Source organism: Streptomyces sp. NPDC017448, assembly GCF_044330565.1.
Taxonomy (GTDB): Bacteria; Actinomycetota; Actinomycetes; order Streptomycetales; family Streptomycetaceae; genus Streptomyces.
The window spans coordinates 245,740-262,947 of the sequence record NZ_JBIRLM010000005.1; the positions used below are offsets into that span (position 1 = coordinate 245,740).

The following is a 17,208-nucleotide window of genomic DNA, read 5'->3' on the forward strand; positions in this document are numbered from 1 at the left end:
ACCGGTCCGATCCGCAGGGGCACGCGCGGGTGGCGCCCCGCGAGGCCCACGCCCCGGGGGCCCCGCGGACCGCCGTGGCGGTACGGATACGGGTCAGGCCCTGCGGGTCCGCCAGAGCCAGGCCGACGTACCGGCGATCACGGCGAGGGCGATCAGGTTGGCGACGAGAGCCGGGGTGTCGCCCGCCGGAGCGATGGTGGTCTCGTCCCAGACGACGATGGCGACGCTGGGGAGGACGGCGGTGAGCAGAACGCCGACGATCTTCTGGACCGGGGCCCAGTGCACCGAGGTGCACAGCAGGACCGCGGCGACGATGCGGAACAGACCGCTGCAGAACTGCGCGGCGGGCACGTCGGGGAGGAGCATCGCGACGAAGTAGGGGACGGTGAGCATCAGGAGCGGGACCAGCGGGTGCACCTTGCCGCGCCGCACCGGCGCGGCGGCACCCTGTACGCCCGCCTCCGCCAGCGCCGTGGCCGCGATCGTCCGCGGATCCCCGAGGCCCGCCAGGATGTCACCCACCGCGACCGCGGGCTGCTCCGCACGCGACACCTCGATGTGCTCGGCGAGGTCCGCGAGCAACTCCTGCCGACGGTCGGCGGGCAGGGCGGAGGCTTCCCGCTCCACAGCGGCGAGGTAGTCGCGTACGGGGTCGGCGGTCGTCTTCATGCGAGGTCTCCGGCAGAGGTATGGGGGGCGGTCAGGAAGGCGTCGACGGCGTTGCGGAAGTCCGGCCAGACGCGGGTGAACTCGTCGAGTGCGGCCCGGCCGCCGTCGGTGAGCGCGTAGTAGCGGCGGGGCGGGCCGGAGGGGGACTCCTGCCAGGCGGTGGTGACCAGGTCGTCACGGCGGAGCCGGGACAGCAGCGGGTAGACCGTGCCCTGGCTGGTGGCCAGGGCCCCGGACCCCTCCAGCTCGCGCAGAAGCTCGACGCCGTAACGAGGACGGTCCCGCATCAGAGCGAGCACGCAGTACTCCAGCACACCCTTGCGCAGCTGGGCGGCTGCCCGCGCCTGCTTGCTCGCATCACCTGCTTCCATGCGATACACAGTACCTGACGAAACAAGGCCGAAGGCGAGCCCCCTCCGCCCGCCTGGATCGCTCACCCCTCCCGCCGACCCCCTGGACACCCGTCCCCGCCCCGACGCCCTGACGCACCCCCGCCTATGTGATCACCAACCCGCAGAACGGCCGCCGCCCCACCCGCTACACTGACGGCGGCACCCCGGCCCGCACGGCTGGGGCCGCCACGAGTACCGGCCTTCGTAGCTCAGGGGATAGAGCACCGCTCTCCTAAAGCGGGTGTCGCAGGTTCGAATCCTGCCGGGGGCACACTCTTCACCAGCATCGGGCCCCGTGTCCGGCCAGGTCAGGCCGGGTGCGGGGCCCTTTTCACTGCCCTCCGATACACACTGACTACCACCTCGGTATGCGCTGGATACAGGGTCCATACGGCGGTCCACCTCCTAAAAACCTCCTAAGAGCCCTCGAAGAACCCGCAGGTCAGCCCCTGCTGGTCTTGGCCGGCGATGAAGACAAGCTCGGGCCGAGCTACCCCTGGTTGAGCAAAGCGAAGAGAGCCCACCGCGGACTCCTGCTGTCTCCTCAGGAGCGGCACGCTGGTGATTGGATCGGCCTCAAGACAGGAGACTCCGTTGTCGGCCGCCCTCTCACTCTTGGCCGGGGCTGGCTCCACCTTGGGGACGGCAAACTTATGGCAGTGACCGTCCCACGGTAAGGGCTGCCACCTTGTGGGGCGCCCGTTCCGCTTAGCCCGCCCAGGTGGCCACCGTGTGGAACCAGTCGTCCCGGAGAAGTTCTGCGCCACAGCCGTCTGCTCTGGGGGCCGAGAGGCGCTCCAGCCCGAGATCGAGGCTAACGGGCCCAGGGCGGCGAGAAAACAGCGATGATGGGGAGATGACGGGTCAGCAGCGGTTCGTGGTGGTGATCTTCAGCGTGGTGGTCGCGGCCCTGGCGGGGGTGTTCTGTTTCCTCAGCTGGGAACGCGCGAACCAAGTGGCCGGGATCGTCTCAGCCCTGGTGAGCATCGGTTCACTGGGGGCTGCACTGTGGGCATCCTTGGCGACGGTGTCAGGTAGACGCGTGTACGTGTCCCGGACGGGCAGTGCCACCGCGCGTGCCGGTGGTTCGGCCAATAGCGGCGCCATCACGCCCTCCAGTGGTGCTGCGGCGGACACGATTCGAGTGGACAGAACCGGAGATGCGGAATCCGAGGGTGGACAAGCCAACTCGGGCTTTTCCACTCCGTAATTAGCCGTTCAGGCTAATTGTCCCAAGAAGCCCCTTCGAACGGTGGTAGTGGAGTCAGCACATGTCAGACCGAATGTCGGTGAAGGCTACCGGCGATGCTCGGGCGCAAGGGCCCGTAGGGCTCATCAACACCGGTCTCGTCAATGGCGATGTTGTGCTGGCTCCGGTACGGCTGACCGTTTCCGGCTACCTGCACCAGGTCAGACGCCTCGCCGCGGATCGCTTCGAGGGCAGGGAGAAGGAGCTTGCGGCCATGGCCGCCTTCTGTACCGCCCCGGACGAGGGCATCAGCACTCAGGGGCTGTGGTGGCGCTGGTTGGCACCAGCATGGGCGGGCAAGACCGCGCTCATGGCTCAGTTTGTTCTCAACCCGCCAGCCAGCACTGTAGTCATCTCGTTCTTCATCACGGCCCGCCTGGCCGGTCAAAACAATCGTGCCGCTTTCTGTGAGGTCGTTCAGCGCCAGTTGTACGCCCTCCTTGGCGAGGAGGAACCCGCGGTCACCGAGTACACACGCGATGAGGTCCTCCTCCATGCACTGGAACGAACGGCAGAACGCTGTGCTTCCCACGGGCAACGCCTCGTCTTGGTGGTCGACGGCCTCGACGAAGACCGCGGCGTCGACGCAGAAGGCGGAGGCCATAGCATCGCGGCTCTCCTTCCCGCCACGCCCCCGCACGGCGCTCGTATCTTGGTCGCTGGACGCCCTCACCCGCCGATTCCCAGCGACGTTGCTGACGGCCATCCACTGCGCACTGACGCAATCAACCGCCCTTTGGAGAGGTCATCCTTTGCAACTGCGGTGCGCGTAGAGGCCGAGAACGCCCTCGATGCTCTTCTAACAAGAGGTGGAACGGCCTGTGAATTGCTCGGTCTAGTCGCTGCAGCGGGCGGTGGCCTGAGCAATGACGACCTTGCACACCTCACGGATACCCGTCCGTTGCGTGTCCGTCGGACCCTGGCCGGGGTGACCGGACGCCTTTTTCGCACCAGTTCAGGAGTCTGGGACCGGGCCCAGGAGTCCTACGTCCTGGCCCATGAAGAAATCCAGAACGCCGCCTTGGAACTGCTGGCGGAGACCGAACTTGCTGCCTATCGCGAACGCATTCACGCTTGGGCCGATCGTTATCGGTCAAGTGGCTGGCCAGCTGGTACGCCTGAGTATCTGCTACGCGGCTACCCACAGCTCCTCCGTGCTACCTCGAACGGTGACAGGCTTGTGGTGCTCGCGAGCGATCCAGCTCGTCATCACCGCCTGTGGCACACTTCCGGCTCCAACCTGGACGCCCTCACCGAGATCAGCGCTGCATTCGAGGCTCTCCGCGCCCACGCGGGTCCGGGCGGTCCCGACGTCAGCAAGGCTCTCATCCTCGCAATCCGGCGTGACCTACTGCACCACAACAGCAGCAACATCCCCGTTCATCTTGTGACGGCATGGGCGCTTCTCGGGCAGACCGACCGTGCCATCAACATCGCTCTTGCCTATCACGATGTGCACAAGCAGGCACGAGCCTTGACCAGCGCCGCATGCACGCTGGCAAGAAGCGACAAGGGAAGCAGCGCAGCCGCGCTGGCGAACACGGCCGTCGATGCTTCCCTGGCCATCACGGACCCGGGCTCGCGGGACCGGGCGCTAGGTGAGGCCGCCACCGCCCAGGCGCTCACAGGCCAGTACGACCGAGCACTCCAAACTGCTCGTGACATAAGGAACCCGGACTGGGGCACCGGGGCGCTTATTGGCATCGCTCGCGCCATGTCAGAAACAGGCCAGCAAGACGAGGCAGCCCGGGCGGCGACGGAGGCCGCCCGTGTCGCACGCTCCATCACCGCAAAACGGTGGCAGGACCGGACCCTGCAAGAAACCGCGATAGTCCTGGCCGAGACGGGCCGGCTCCAACAAGCCCTCGACATCGCCAATTCCCTCGCCGATCACGCACGGCGGTCCGAGGCGAGAGCCAGCGTCACCCGCGCAGCAGTGCAACGTGGTTGGCACGAACCGGTCCCCGGGATTCCAAGGGTCGGCCACCCCGACAATCCAGTCCGGGCAATAGTAGAGCCTGCTACCTCGGCCGCACCGCAGGAGTCCAAGCAGATTCTCGATATCGCCCGGTCTATCGGCGATCCCAGCACGCGCGCGGACATGCTGGCGGAGGCGGCCTGCGCCATGGCGACGGCAGGCGTATACAAGCCAGCTGCAGAACTCGCGGAGACAGCGGCTGCCACGGCCCATGCCATCGTCGCTCCTCTCTGGCGGGCCCGGGCGCAATCCGCCGTGGCCGAGGCGATGGCCCGAGTGGGGGCGTACGAACAAGCCGTCGAGGTGGCCTGCGCCATCTCCGAAGCTGCCTGGCGTGACCAGTCGCTGAGCGACGTTGTGCAGACCGTGATCGCGGCGGGTCGGTGCGAACAGGCCCGGGAGATTGCCCGCGCGATCTACAGCTCAACAACGCGCAGCCGGGCGCTGGCTGGGGTGGCACACGCTATGGCGAAGGTGGGGTGGCACGAGGAAGCCTTGATTATTACCGAGTCCATAACGGCCCCACGCTCACAAGTCGAAGCGTTGGGACACATCGCTTGCGCCTTGGCTAGTTGTGGACAGGGCGACCAAGCCATCGAAATAGCCCGTCGCATGAGTACGATCGGCTCGCGCAGCGGGACGTTGACTGAGGACAGGCACCTTTTGGCGCAGGCGGAGCGTGAAGAGTCCTCATTCATCGGGCCACGCGTCTACAGCTGGCCGCACATCGAGGCTGGGCCGCTTGCCGACGTCGCCCTCGCCATTGTGGAGACGGGCCGCCACGAGGAGGCGTTGGAGATCGCTCGCTCCATCGGTGACGGCACAGAACACGGCAGAGCTCTGGGCGGTATCGCCCGCGCTGTCGCGCAAGCGGGTCAGGTCGAACAGGCCCTTGAGATCTGCCGCTCCATTGGCGACGGCACAGAACACGGCAGAGCTCTGGGCGGTATCGCCCGCGCTGTCGCGCAAGCGGGTCAGGTCGAACGGGCCCTTGAGATCTGCCGCTCCATCAGCCGGAAGAAACAGCTAGCTCAAAAGGCACGCGTCAGTTGGGGCCTCGCCAAGGTGTCGGCCGAGGCCGTGAGTGGTGTGGCCTGCGCCATCGCGGAGGTGGGTCAGGTCGAACAGGCCCTTGAGATTGCCCTCTCCATTCCGCAGACTGATATGCAGATCGCGGCCTTGAGCGCCATCGGTCATGTCGCAGCGGAGCTGGGCTGGCACGAAGATGCCTTGGCCATCTACGCCGAGGTTTTGAGTACGTCCCCTCACAACGACCTTGTGCTGCGGACCCATCTGTTGATCGACACCGCCACCGCCATGGCGCGTGGAGGCCAGGCCGAGGAGGCACTGGCTCTGGTCGATGAGGCCGTTCGAATCACCCGCACTATTGTTAAGCGCGGATCGCGGCCGGGCCCATTGATTGATATCGCCCGCGCGATGGCGCAGGCAGGTCACCATCAGAAGGCCCTTGAGATCGCCCATGCCATCCCCAACGCCGCCACGCGAATCCGGACGCTGGCCGGGATTGCGAGCGTTAACGGTCGCTCCGCCGAGGGACGCAGCATGTTGGCGGAAGTACTGCAGACGAGCCCCTGGCTGGTCTCCTGCGACGCGCTTCCGCTCCTCGCACCGGAAGCCGTCGCCGCTGCTGCGCACTGCCTGCGGGAGCAGGCAGTATAGAGGAGCATGCCGTCTTCGTGTGCACGGCGCCGATGATCACCTACGTGCGGGGCTTCAGCAGCGTACCGAGAGGCAGACGCGCACCAGCCCGATCACATGAGCAATTGACGCCTCGCCAGGAAGGCATCCCAGTGGAACACATACGGCACACATGAGGGCGGGAAACCCCGTGAACAGCTGAGAACCACGGAGGGGAATTTTCCCAGGCCGGGCACATTGCCCTCGCCGTTTCCGCAGGTCACAGCCCTGCCCAGAGAAATCTCCTAAAGCGGGTGTCGCAGGTTCGAATCCTGCCGGGGGCACACTTTCCATCAGCACGAACGTGGAGAAGGGCCAGGCCAGGGCACACGCCCAGCCTGGCTCTCCTCCGTTGGAGCTCGCGCGGCGCGAGCCACCCCCCGAACCCGAGGCCCACAGTCCTGCCGCGGCTCGGCACGGGCACGGTCGCCGTGCCATGTCAGCGCGGTTGCGGCCCGCGCCCGGTCAGCGTGGGCCGGGGGCTCGTGCCGTGCCGGGGGGAGCCGGGGTCGGTGCGTTCCTCTTCGGCCGGGTTTCAGGGCGCTTCGGGACCTTCTCCGCCGGGTTCGTTCCGGTCTTCTGTCGCTTGCCCGGCGGCAGTTCCCCACAGCGGCCCGGTGCGGCCTCTCGGCTGCCCGTCGCTTCCCCGAGCCGGTGCGCCGCTTCTTCTCCGGGCGCCTTGGCCCGGCTCTTCCCCGGCGACGGGTGGGCCCGGCAGTGCGCGGCGGTGTCCCGCGCCGTGGACGGGCGTTGCGGGGGTGGCTCGGGCGGTGCCGAGGGGGACGACTTCGACGGGCTCTGCGGTGCCCGGCCGCCTTGACCGTCACGAACCGGCTCCTCGCCCGCGCCGGGCGGGGCAGGCGCGTTCCGTCCGGGGTTCGGCTCCGCACCACCGCCGAACGGCGACGGCAGGGCACCGTCCCCGGCTGCCACCGCGACCCCGCCGAGCGCCGCCGCCGCGACGACACCCGCCACCAGCACCTTGAGGGACCGTGCCCGGCGACGCTCGCCGCCGGGCCGCCAGTCGTCCCGTCCGCGCCGCCACCACAGCGGCGCCGCGTGCGCGCTTTCCTCACGCGCCGTGCGGAAAGCATGGAGCGCTCTTTCCTCGGCCGCCCTGTCGACGGGACCGGGGCGACTCGCCGCGTCGAGCAGCGCCTCCACTTCGGGAGGGCGGGGGGCTTCCCCTTCGGGTTTCATGCCTCATCCTTCGGCGTGTGCTGTGCCTCAGGCAGGGCACCGTTCACTCCGGTCCGGCCGAGCTTCCCCGCCAGCCCCTTCAAACCCCGGTATACCGCCGTGCGAACCGCTCCGGGGCGCTTGCCCAGTACCCGCGCGCTCGCCGGTCCGTCGAGCCCGACGACCACGCGCAGCAGGACGGCCTCGGCCTGCTCGCGCGGCAGGCTGCCGATCAACTCCAGCGCCTGCTCCGTGGAGAGCTTCTCCAGGACCGCGGTGGCCGTGTCGTTTCCGCCCGGCAGTTCCAGCATGCCCGCCTCCAGCGCTGAGGTACGCGGTCTTCGCTTCTGCCTGCGCAGGTGGTCCAGAGCGCGGTGGCGGGCGATGGTCGCCGTCCAGCCCCGGAAGCCGGCGCCGTCACCGCGGAAACGGCCCAGGTCGCGCGCGATGTCCAGCCAGGCGTCGGAAGCCACATCCTCGGCCTCGTCACCGACCAGCCCTCGGACATAGCCGACCAAGCCCGGCTGCACCAGCCGGTAGGCGACCGCGAACCCTTCGTCGTCGCCCTGCTGCGCCCGCTCGACAGCAGCACCGAGCTCCGCGTCGTACGCCCCCACACTTCACTCTCCGTACAAAAGCCTGGTCAGGCCCGCCCCTCGTCTCTGCGCTCGGAGGCGTGGAAACGTCACTGGCGGCGGCGCCTTGTCCGCACGTGGTCTGTCGGGCGTGCCGCCCTGCCGCGCGCCCTCACCGGAAGAAGACGACGTCGGCCTTCGGACCACGCGGGTCTCGAAGGCCGACGACGCCCCCGCGCCGGCCGGCCGAGGCGTCCTGGCGGGTCCGGGGGCTGGGGCGGGTGCTTGTAGGCGGCTACTTGGTGATCGTGACCGTCGCCTGAGCCGTTGCGGACCTGTGCAGGCCGTCGCCCTCGTAGGTGGCGGTGTAGGTCACGTCACCCGTCTCGCGCAGGCGTTCCGTGATCGTGAACCCGCCCGTCGACGCGGAGACGGGGAAGGCGCCGACCGGAGTTCCGGCCGGGTGTGCCGCGTCGGTGCGCGTCACGTCCACCGTCGTACCGGCCGGGAAGGGCTCCGCCGCCGACAGCTGTCCGGTGACGGTCAGCTCCTTGCCCCTGGGGGACATCGCGGGTGCCTGGAGGCCGAGGGTGGTGTCCAGCTTGCCGGCGTCCGGGAGGACGTGGAGCGTGGGGGCACTGCCGTAGGAGAAGCCGGTGACGGCGAAGAGACGGTTCTCGTCCGGCGCCCAGGCGAGGCCGTCGCGCTGGAGGTCGTTCACGACGTACTCGCGGAACGCCGGCCAGGTGGTACCCGGGCGGTAGGTCTTGACGAAGTCGCCCTCGGCGCCCGTCGCGACCGTTCCGTCGGCCGCCACGGCCACCGCGTTCGGGAACTGCCAGCTCGAGTGGAAGCCGTTCGACGACAGGTCCGACAGCCGGACGATCTGGTGCTCGGAGGGGTTGTTCGCCGCGATGACGATGTTCTGGCCGTCCGCCGTCACCGCGAAGTCGTTGAGGTACGAGATCGACGGGGCCGAGATGAAGGAGCGCTCGGTGCGCTTGTGCAGCTCCCCCGCCGCCGTGTCGTAGACCGCCAGGGAAGCCGGGCTGACCCCCTCCTCGCCCGCCACCAGGACGTTCGGGTCGGCGGGGGACGCCGCCAGGGCGGGGGCGTAGTGCCAGAAGCGCCCGCTGGGCACGAGCGTCGCTTGCGGGGCCGCGGAGGCCACGTCCAGCGAACCGATGCCGCCGGCACTGGCGACCGTGTAGCCGAACCACAGCTTGCCGCCGGCCATCGCCAGGGTCTGGGGCGAGGTGTCCGTCCCGGTCGGATAGCGGCGGGTCTCGGTGAGCGTGGCGGTGTCGATCTCGGCGATCGCGTCGGCCGTGGACAGGGCGACGTACAGCTTGGTGGAATCCGCCGAGAGCACGAGGCCCGCAGCGCCCTCCTCGCCGGTGATCTGCCGGACGACCGCACCCGAGTAGTCGGTGACGACGACGCTGCCACCCTCCGGATCGCTGACGAACACCCGGTCGTGCACTCCGTCGACGACGATGTCCCGGAACGAGGCGCCGGGCAGCGCCACGCTCGTCTCCTCGGCCGCGGCCGTTCCCGCCCCCGTCCCCGCCAGGGACAGCGAGCCGATCAGTGCCGCTGCCAGCGCGACGGCGGCACGTTTGTGGATGCGCACGTGAACAAGCCTCCTCATCACGGGATGGCCGCTTTCGGCCCCCGGTACAAGAGCGCTGAGCGGTGGGAATGTGTCACTGCGCAGGTCGCGCCGGTGTCTCTTCGCGTCGGTCGGCCGGGCGGAGCGGCCGGAAACCGACCTGTCCCCCTCCCGCCGGACCCGGCTTCAAGGGCGTGGCCCCCGGAGTGATCACGGTCCGGGTGACCGCTTAACCTCTGCTGATCCGCCCGGACTCGGGTGCTTCAAGGGGAGGGCGTTCATGCGGCAGCGGGGAGCCGGCAGCGGGCTGAGGATCGCGGCGCGGGTACTGATACCACTCGGACTGCTCCTGGCGGTGGGGGGCTTCGGGTACTTCTTCACGCATTACCAAGGGGCCATCGTCATGAGCGAGTCGATGGAGCCCACGTACCGCCAGGGCGAGCGGCTGGTCATCGAGGTCATCGACACGGACGAGATCCGCAGGAGCGATGTCGTCCTCGTCACCGTGCCCAGTCGCTATGAGGGCCGCCCCGTCCTGCAGCGGGTCATCGGGATGGGCGGCGATCACGTGGTCTCCGACGGACTCCGGATCACGGTGAACGGCACGCACCTCGACGAGCCGTATCTGATGCGCGGCGACGTTGCTCCTGCAACGGGCCCGTACGACGTGCGGGTACCGGAAGGGCGGCTCTTCCTGCTGGGCGATCACCGGTGGAACTCACGCGACTCGCGGTTCTTCCTCGGCGAGCAGTCGGGAAGCGCTGCAGCCTCCGGTGTGATCGGGCGAGTGCACGAGGGTGTCGCCGCTCCGGTGGTGTCGGGAGGGCTCGGAGCCCTCGGGGTACTGCTGACACTGGTCGGGACGGGCCTGGGCATCGGGGGGTACGTCGCCGGACGGAGCGCCCGCCGACCGCTCAACCCGCCCCGCCCATGAGCGGGGCTCCCAGGATCTCGTCGATCACGTGTGCGGCGGTGCGGGCCATCACCGGGTTCGACTCGCGGTAGTGCGCGAGTTCCAGCAGGGCGATCGAGAGGGCCCAGCCGCGGCCCCGTGACCAGGTGGCGTCGTCCGGGGCGAGGGCGGTGCGGAAGGTCTCGCGGGTGTCGGAGGTCAGCAGGTACCAGGCCGCGATCAGGTCGACCGCCGGGTCGGCCAGGCCGGTGCAGCCGAAGTCGATGACCGCGGTGAGGCGGCCGTCCTCGACCAGGACGTTGCCCGGCTGGAGGTCCCCGTGCACCCAGACCGGCCGGTCCGTGCGGGGCGGGGCGGCCAGCGCCTCCTTCCAGGCGGTGGTGACGGCCTCCGTGTCGACGACCCCGCCCAGCTTCGCCAGCGCTTCGCGGGTCGCCGTGTCGCGGGTGGCCAGCGGTTCGCCGCGGTAGGCGGGCGGAGCGCCGGCCGGGTCGATCCGGCGGAGCGCCAGCACGAGCTCCGCCAGGTCCGCCGCGAACAGGTCGGAGGACGAAGAGGCGTCTTCGGGGGTCGGGTTCACACCCTCCAGCCAGGTGCAGACCGACCACGGCCGGGGAAACCCCTCGCCCGGGACGCCCTGCGCGAGCGGCGTCGGCACCGGGAACGGCACCTGCGGGGCCAGCCGCGGCAGCCAGCGGTGCTCGGTCGCCACGTCCGCCGCGCCGCCCTCCGTGCGCGGCAGCCGTACGGCCATGTCCGCGCCCAGGCGGAAGATCGTGTTCACCGTCCCGCTCGCGTGGACCGCCTCCACGGGCAGGTCCGACCACTGCGGGAACTGGGCGGCGATCAGGCGGCGGACGAGCGACGGTTCCAGGGTCATGCTCCGATCGAACCAGGTCCCTCCGGGCGGAGGCAACGGGCCCCCGCGGCCCCGCCCCGGAGAAACCGGTGGGCCTCCCGCTCCGCGTGCGGAAGGATTCCCGGCCATGACCCGCCCGCCGCGCACCCTCGTCCTCCCGCCCCGGCTCACCGCCTCCGCCCGTACGCTGCGCGCCACCGCGCTGCGGCGCGGGCTGCGCATCGTGGAGGCGACCGCCTCCGCCGTACCGGAGGACCCGGCCGTGGCCGGGAAGGGCGGCGGGAGCGGAGGGGCCGCCGTGCATCTGCACGCCGGGCCCTCCTTCGCCGATGCCGTGGCTCCCGCGCTCGGCATCGGGCTGCTGGAGGCCCCCGCCGACTGGCTCGCACGGCTCCCCCGGGCCCTCACCCGGCGGGAGGTCCGGGCCGTGCCCCTCGATGAGGCGCACCGGCTGCGCCGCCCCGCCTTCGTCAAGTCGCCCAACGACAAGAGCATCCCGGCGCTCGTGTACGCGGACGGCTCCCGGCTGCCCGGACCGGACGCCGTGGACCCGGCGACCGTCGTGCTCGTGAGCGACGTGATGACGTTCGCCGCCGAGTACCGGCTCCACCTGCTCGACGGGGCCGTCCACACGGCCGGGCAGTACGCCGAGGCCGGCCGGCTCCGGACCGGGCCCGCGCACGGCGACGCGCTCGCCTTCGGCCGGGACGTGCTCGCGACCGCCGGGGACAGCCTGCCCTCGGCGATCGTCGTCGACGTCGGCCGTGACGACGAGGGCCGGTGGGCTGTGATCGAAGCCAACGCGGCCTGGGGAAGCGGATGTTACGCGGCCGACCCGGACCGCGCCCTCGACACCGTCCTCCGGGCCGCCGGGCCCCTCGCGGAGCTGTCACCGTACGATCGCGGGTTCCTGCGCTGAGCTTCCCCCTCTGCCCGGCCGGGCCGGGCGGAGGGGCCCGGCCGGACGCTCCGGCTCAGCTCAGCTCCTCCGGGCAGGGCGTGCCCGGCTGGAACTGGTACGGGGCCGTCAGCCGGTACACGCCCGGTCGCGGCGCGAGCAGTTCGGTCCACTCGTCGCCGTACGGGCCCTCCTCGACCTTGTTCAGGCAGCCGTGGGTGTTGAGGTAGGTCTTCGGCGCGGTCTCGTCCTCCTGCGACCGCTGCTTCGACTCCTCGGTCTCCTGCGGGCGCTCCACCGCCTTGCCGTCCTCGTCGACCAGGGCGAGCCACCGCGTGTACGGAATCCGGATCAGGACCCGGCCCGCCGACTTCACGGTGATCGTCACCCCGCCCGCGCCCGCCCGTTCCACCGTCGCCGGCGGGTCGGCGAGCGGCACCGGGTCCAGCACCCGGTACAGCTTCCAGTTCTGGTCGCCCCAGATCTCGCGCAGGTACGGCTGGCCCTGCTCGACCAGCTCCGCCTCCTGGACCGCCCCGTTGTCCGGCCGGTCCTTGGGCAGCACCACGTAGTGGACGGCCCAGCGGTCCAGCCACTCCCGGTAGCTCACCGGGTCCAGCGTGTCGTCGTAGAAGAGCGGGTTGCGCTCCATGTCCGCCTGGCGGTTCCAGCCGCGCGCCAGCTGGACGTACGGGGCGAGCGCCGAGGACTCGCGGTGGCTGCTCGCGGGGACGACCTCGACCCGGCCGCGTTCGGCCCCCACCTGCTGGAGCTGGTTGACCAGGGGGGCCAGTTCGCGGTTCCAGGAGGCGGCGGGGGCGGTGCGGACGATGTCGTCGACGCTTTTGAAGCCGATCCAGAAGTTGAGCCCGGCGAAGGCCAGGACCAGGGCGTACCAGCGGCGGCTGCGCGGCGCCGTGTACGGCAGGGCGGCGAGCAGCGCCACCCCGGCGAACAGCATCGCCATCCGCGTGATGTTCGACCCGATCTGCGAGTCGACGACGTACGTGAGGAGGGTGCCGAGCCCGTAGACGGCGGCCGCGGTGCGGACCGTGCTCCAGTCGCGCGGGACGAGGAAGAAGACGAGCGCCGAGAAGAGGAACGGCAGCGACAGCGTCCCGAGCGACATCGGCTGCGTACCCGAGAACGGGAACAGCCAGGCGGAGAGGCCGACCACGGCCACCGGGGCGAGTCCGATCGCGTACGCGCCGGGGCGCCGCTTGTGGAGGAACAGCGCCGCCGCGACGACCCCCAGGAAGAGGCCGGCGACCGGGCTGGAGGCGGTCGCGAGCGCCGCGAGCGGGGCGGCGACGGCGGCCTTGGCCCACCGCTTGTACCGCCACCGGTACGGCCAGCAGAACACCGCCGCCACCGCGCCGACCGCGAACATCATGCCGAGCCCGAACGTCACCCGGCCCGACAGCGCGTTGCACAGGAACGCGAAGACCCCGGCGAGCGCGCAGGCCAGCGGGTTGCGGACGGCCGGGACGCGCACGAGGATCAGCGCGGTCAGCCCGGAGGAGACCGTGCCGGCGATCATCATCGTCGTACGGACGCCGAGCACGGACATCAGGTAGGGCGAGACCACGCTGTACGAGACGGGGTGCATGCCCCCGTACCAGGCCAGGTTGTAAGCGGAGCCGGGGTGCCGGCCCACGAACTCGGCCCAGGCGTCCTGCGCGGCGATGTCCCCGCCGGTGTTGGCGAAGAAGAAGAACCAGAGCAGGTGCAGCACGGCGGCGGCCGCCGTCGCGATGGTGACGGGGTGGCGGAGCAGCCGGCGGGCCCGGTCGTGCGGGGTCTCGGGGGTGGCCGGTGAGGCCGCCCGGGGAGCGGGAGCCCCGGCGGGCGGAGGGGGATCGGAGGACTCCGGCGCCCGGGGGGACGGCACGCGGACGCGCAAGGCGTCGCTCCCGGCCCCTGCGGTCCCGTCCGCCTCGCGCCCTGCGGTCCCGTCCGCCTCGCGGCCGGGCCTCGGCTCCGCGGTGGTCACTACGGCTCTCCCCGTCCTGCGCCGGCCCCGTACCTGTACGGGACGCTCACCCCGTACCTGTTCGGGGACGCTAACACGTACCTCCGGCACGTATCCCTGTCATAGACCGGCGGGCGGAAGGGGGAGGGTGAAGCCGACCGCTTCGCCCTCCCCCTCCTCCCGCCCGCTCGGTCTCGGCGTACCGGCCGGCCCGGTCGCTGCACCGCGCCCGGGTCCGGCGGTCCGATCCGCTCAGCCGATCCCGGCGGGGCTGATCCCGGTCAGCCGATCCTGGTCAGCTTGTCGCCGAAGGCCGGCTGGGTCAGGTCGTCCTGCAGCACCACCGGCGCGGTCACCTTTCCGGTGCCCGTGCCCACGGTCACCATGCCGACCTCGCTCCCGGCCTTCGCCTCGTGGGCGATGCCCTCGCCGCCGGCGGTGACCTGGAGTTCGACCTTCAGGCCGGACCAGCCGACCGCCTTGAGGTTCTTGGTGGCGATCACCGCGGTCTTCCCGCCGAACCCGTTGTCCACGTACCCGACGACGTCGCCCTTCTTCACCACCGTCGCCGAGGTGGGGGCCTCCTGGGCGTCCTTGATCAGCTTCAGGCTGTTCTGGAGGGACAGCTCCAGGCTGTCGTAGACCCGGCCCGTACCGGCCTGCTGGCCCATGACCGCTCCGTAGATCCACAGCAGCTTGCCGTCGACCTTGGTGTTCGCGGACCAGAGCAGGTTGCCGCCGGCCGGGGTGGAGGAACCCGTCTTGATGCCGCTCACGCCCGGCTGCAGCAGCAGGTTGTTGTTGTTGTAGATCTTGCCGTCTATGCCCTCGATCTCGACCTCGGGCATGTCCACGATCTTCCGGAAGACCTCGTTGCGCATGACCGCCTGCGCCAGCTTCAGCTGGTCGGTGGCGGTGGAGACGGTGGTCTTCTCCAGCCCGCTCGGGTCGGTGTACGTGGAGTTGGTCATCCCGAGGTCCTCGGCCGCGTCGTTCATCTTGTCGATGAAGGCGTCCTCGGAGCCCGCGTCCCACCGGGCGAGCAGCCGCGCCGCGTTGTTCCCCGAGGGGATCATCAGCAGCTGGAGCATCTGCCGCTGGGACAGCTTCTGCCCCTTGGTCAGGGGGGCCGTCGACTCGTCGGGGCGCTTGGACTCGTCCTCCGCCTTCTGGTCGACGGTGATCTTCTCGCCCTCCTCGTCACCCTTGAGGGGGTGCTCCTGGAGGATCACATGGGCGGTCATGACCTTCGCGACGCTGGCGATCGGGGCCGGCTTCTGCGCTCCCTCGGTGCCGAGGGAGCCGACGCCGTCCACCATCACGGCCGACTGCCCCTGGCCCGGCCAGGACAGCTTCGTCTCCTCGCCCTCGAAGGTGTACGTCGGCTTCGCCGTGAGCTCCAGAGAGGGCTCCGGAAGCGGGCGCATCACCTGCACGATCGCAAAGACGATCAGCAGGAGCAGCACCAGCGGGGTCCAGATCTTGACCCGCCGGACGGCGGTCCGGACCGGGGTCTCCGGGGGCGGCGGAGTGTTCGTCAGCTCGGCGAGCAGGTCGAGCGGCGGCCTCGGCGGGAGGGGCTGCTGCCGGGTCCGCTCGGCCGCCGCCCAGGAGGGGGCGGCGGGGGCGGACGCGGCGGCCTCCGGAGTACGTGCGGGCGCCTCGGGCCCGGCGGCGGACCCCGCCCCGGCCTCCGGCTTCCCGGGAGCGGCGCGTACGTCGTCGGAGCGGAGCGGCACGAACGTACTCGTACGCTCGGCGTCGCTCTCCGGTGCGCCGCCGGACCCGGCGTCGCCTTTGGTCCCGGGCTCGGCGGCGTCCTTGGTCCCGGACCCGGCGGCGGTCTTGGCCGCTGGCTCGGTTCCGGGCCCGGCCTCAGGCGCGACGCGCGGCTCGATGTCGCTCCTGGCCCCGGGCTTCGTGTCGCGCGGGAGCTTCAGCGCGGTCGTGGCCTGGTCGATCCCCCAGGTGGTCCTGCCCGGCTTGACCGCCTGGAAGACGGCGGTCGGCTGATCGATTCCTCCCAGGTCGGAGGCGTCACCGGAGCCCTTCCCGGCGGCGGGGGCGCCGTCCGGGGCGGTGCCGGCCTTCGGTTCGCCGTCGGCGTCCGGCTCACTCGCGGGCTTCTTCGCTCCGGACTCCGGCTTGTCGGCGTGCTCGTCCTGCTTGTTCTGCTTGTTCTGCTCGTCCTGCTTGTTCTTCGGGTCCGCCTTCGGTTCCGCGTCCGGCGCCGGTTCCGCGTCGTCCGGCGCAGGGCTCGACGCGGTCCCGGACTCCGCCGCGGAGGGCGCGTCCTCGTCGGACTCGGCGGTGGGGGTGGTCCGCGCGGCGTCCTTGCCGTCCGTCACGGGCTGCGCCCCGGCGTCCGCGGCGTCCGGCGCGGGCCCGTCCTCGGGGTCCGCATCGGCGTCGACCCAGGCGGCGACCGCGGCACGCAGGCGACCGTCACCGTCACCGTCCGCGTCCACGTCCGCGGCGTCGGCCCCGGCCTCGTCCGCCGAACCCGCCGCAGGCGTCTTCCCGTCAGAGGCTTCAGAGGCTTCTGCGTGGGGCTGCTCCGCGTCCTCGTCCGGGCCCGTGCCGCCCTGAACGGCTTCCCGGCCCTCAGAGGGCTCTCCGGCGGCTCCGGCAGCCGTGGAGGCCCCGGAGGCCCGGGAGGCCGGGGAAGCGGCCTCGGGCGCGCTTTCCGGCTCCGTCACGGCTTCCGGCTCGGCCGTGGGCTCCGGCTCGGACGCGGCCTCCGACTCCGGCTCGGACGCGGCCTCGGCCTCGGGCCCGGTCGCAGCCGCCGGCCCGGCCTCCGTCCCGGGCTTCGGCTCACGCCGGGCCCCGTCCTCCGGCAGTCGGGGACGGAACACCGCGGTCGCCGTGTCGGACGTGGCTCCCGAGCCCGTACCCGAACCGGTCTCCGAGCCCGCGTCCGCGGTCTCCGCCTCGTCCTGGGCCGTACCGGGGTCGCGGAAGACGGCGAAGCGCGGGTCGCGTTCCTCCGCAGCCGTCCCCGACGACGACTTCCGCTGCTCCGTTTTGTCGGGGGACTCGCCCGCCACCGATGCCTCCTCATGCGCTGCGGGGACGCCCCGCGCTGTCCGAACCATCTACCAGTGTCCTGTGTGAACCCTGGGCCGAGCTGCTAGACGAGAACGACATACCTACTGGTTCCCGTACATAGCAGTCAGGCGCTCTCGACAGATGAATGTGAGAGGGGTCACCC

The 17,208-nt window shown here is 70.8% G+C and carries 11 protein-coding genes and 1 tRNA gene; 5 read left to right on the plus strand and 7 right to left on the minus strand.

The genetic code is table 11. From position 1 onward, the window contains the following. Positions 1-93 precede the first annotated feature (93 nt). Both ACH4K1_RS11765 and ACH4K1_RS11770 read right to left on the minus strand, forming a co-directional pair. Complete coding sequence (locus tag ACH4K1_RS11765) at positions 94-669, minus strand: HAAS signaling domain-containing protein (protein ID WP_398088712.1); 576 nt, start codon at positions 667-669, stop codon at positions 94-96. Then, complete coding sequence (locus ACH4K1_RS11770; protein WP_073772130.1) at positions 666-1,040, minus strand: PadR family transcriptional regulator; 375 nt, start codon at positions 1,038-1,040, stop codon at positions 666-668. Before ACH4K1_RS11770 ends, ACH4K1_RS11765 begins: the two co-directional genes overlap by 4 nt. Before the next feature lie 219 nt (positions 1,041-1,259). On the opposite strand from ACH4K1_RS11770, the gene ACH4K1_RS11775 reads away from it, so the two are divergent. From ACH4K1_RS11775 to ACH4K1_RS11785, 3 genes are all read left to right on the plus strand, one after another. Beyond that, positions 1,260-1,332, plus strand: a tRNA-Arg gene (locus tag ACH4K1_RS11775). A 585-nt stretch (positions 1,333-1,917) separates the two neighbouring features. Further along, positions 1,918-2,271, plus strand: coding sequence for a hypothetical protein (locus ACH4K1_RS11780; RefSeq protein WP_398088714.1), 354 nt, complete (start codon positions 1,918-1,920; stop codon positions 2,269-2,271). A gap of 61 nt (positions 2,272-2,332) precedes the next feature. Beyond that, positions 2,333-5,968 carry a hypothetical protein gene (locus ACH4K1_RS11785; protein WP_398088716.1) on the plus strand — a complete coding sequence of 1,212 codons (3,636 nt, stop codon included), beginning with the start codon at positions 2,333-2,335 and terminating at the stop codon, positions 5,966-5,968. 1,214 nt (positions 5,969-7,182) lie between these two features. On the opposite strand, the gene ACH4K1_RS11790 is transcribed toward ACH4K1_RS11785, so the two are convergent. Then, positions 7,183-7,782, minus strand: a complete 600-nt coding sequence (locus ACH4K1_RS11790; protein WP_398088717.1) for an RNA polymerase sigma factor — start codon at positions 7,780-7,782, stop codon at positions 7,183-7,185. 253 nt (positions 7,783-8,035) lie between these two features. Further along, the gene (locus tag ACH4K1_RS11795; protein WP_398088719.1) at positions 8,036-9,373 is read right to left on the minus strand and encodes a YncE family protein; all 1,338 of its coding nucleotides are present in this window, start codon (positions 9,371-9,373) and stop codon (positions 8,036-8,038) included. A gap of 259 nt (positions 9,374-9,632) precedes the next feature. Here ACH4K1_RS11795 and lepB point away from each other — a divergent pair, with 259 nt between their 5' ends. Beyond that, positions 9,633-10,286, plus strand: coding sequence for a signal peptidase I (gene lepB / locus ACH4K1_RS11800; RefSeq protein ID WP_398088720.1), 654 nt, complete (start codon positions 9,633-9,635; stop codon positions 10,284-10,286). On the opposite strand, the gene ACH4K1_RS11805 is transcribed toward lepB, so the two are convergent. After that, positions 10,267-11,145 carry an aminoglycoside phosphotransferase family protein gene (locus tag ACH4K1_RS11805; RefSeq protein ID WP_398088722.1) on the minus strand — a complete coding sequence of 293 codons (879 nt, stop codon included), beginning with the start codon at positions 11,143-11,145 and terminating at the stop codon, positions 10,267-10,269. The two genes, lepB and ACH4K1_RS11805, sit on opposite strands and share 20 nt — an antisense overlap. A 106-nt stretch (positions 11,146-11,251) precedes the next feature. Here ACH4K1_RS11805 and ACH4K1_RS11810 point away from each other — a divergent pair, with 106 nt between their 5' ends. Continuing rightward, a complete protein-coding gene (locus tag ACH4K1_RS11810; protein WP_398088724.1) occupies positions 11,252-12,043 on the plus strand; it encodes an ATP-grasp domain-containing protein in 792 nt (263 codons plus the stop codon). Between the two features lie 55 nt (positions 12,044-12,098). On the opposite strand, the gene ACH4K1_RS11815 is transcribed toward ACH4K1_RS11810, so the two are convergent. Both ACH4K1_RS11815 and ACH4K1_RS11820 read right to left on the minus strand, forming a co-directional pair. Next, positions 12,099-14,015, minus strand: a complete 1,917-nt coding sequence (locus tag ACH4K1_RS11815; protein WP_398088726.1) for an MFS transporter — start codon at positions 14,013-14,015, stop codon at positions 12,099-12,101. A gap of 260 nt (positions 14,016-14,275) precedes the next feature. Next, the gene (locus ACH4K1_RS11820) at positions 14,276-17,044 is read right to left on the minus strand and encodes a serine hydrolase (RefSeq protein WP_398088728.1); all 2,769 of its coding nucleotides are present in this window, start codon (positions 17,042-17,044) and stop codon (positions 14,276-14,278) included. Positions 17,045-17,208 lie beyond the last annotated feature (164 nt).

Bases quoted from the DNA above. Each gene is read 5' to 3' on its own strand.
- ACH4K1_RS11765 (WP_398088712.1), bottom strand. From the start codon at position 669: ATGAAGACGACCGCCGACCCCGTACGCGACTACCTCGCCGCTGTGGAG.
- ACH4K1_RS11770 (WP_073772130.1), bottom strand. From the start codon at position 1,040: ATGGAAGCAGGTGATGCGAGCAAGCAGGCGCGGGCAGCCGCCCAGCTG.
- ACH4K1_RS11780 (WP_398088714.1), top strand. From the start codon at position 1,918: ATGACGGGTCAGCAGCGGTTCGTGGTGGTGATCTTCAGCGTGGTGGTC.
- ACH4K1_RS11785 (WP_398088716.1), top strand. From the start codon at position 2,333: ATGTCAGACCGAATGTCGGTGAAGGCTACCGGCGATGCTCGGGCGCAA.
- lepB (WP_398088720.1), top strand. From the start codon at position 9,633: ATGCGGCAGCGGGGAGCCGGCAGCGGGCTGAGGATCGCGGCGCGGGTA.
- ACH4K1_RS11805 (WP_398088722.1), bottom strand. From the start codon at position 11,145: ATGACCCTGGAACCGTCGCTCGTCCGCCGCCTGATCGCCGCCCAGTTC.
- ACH4K1_RS11810 (WP_398088724.1), top strand. From the start codon at position 11,252: ATGACCCGCCCGCCGCGCACCCTCGTCCTCCCGCCCCGGCTCACCGCC.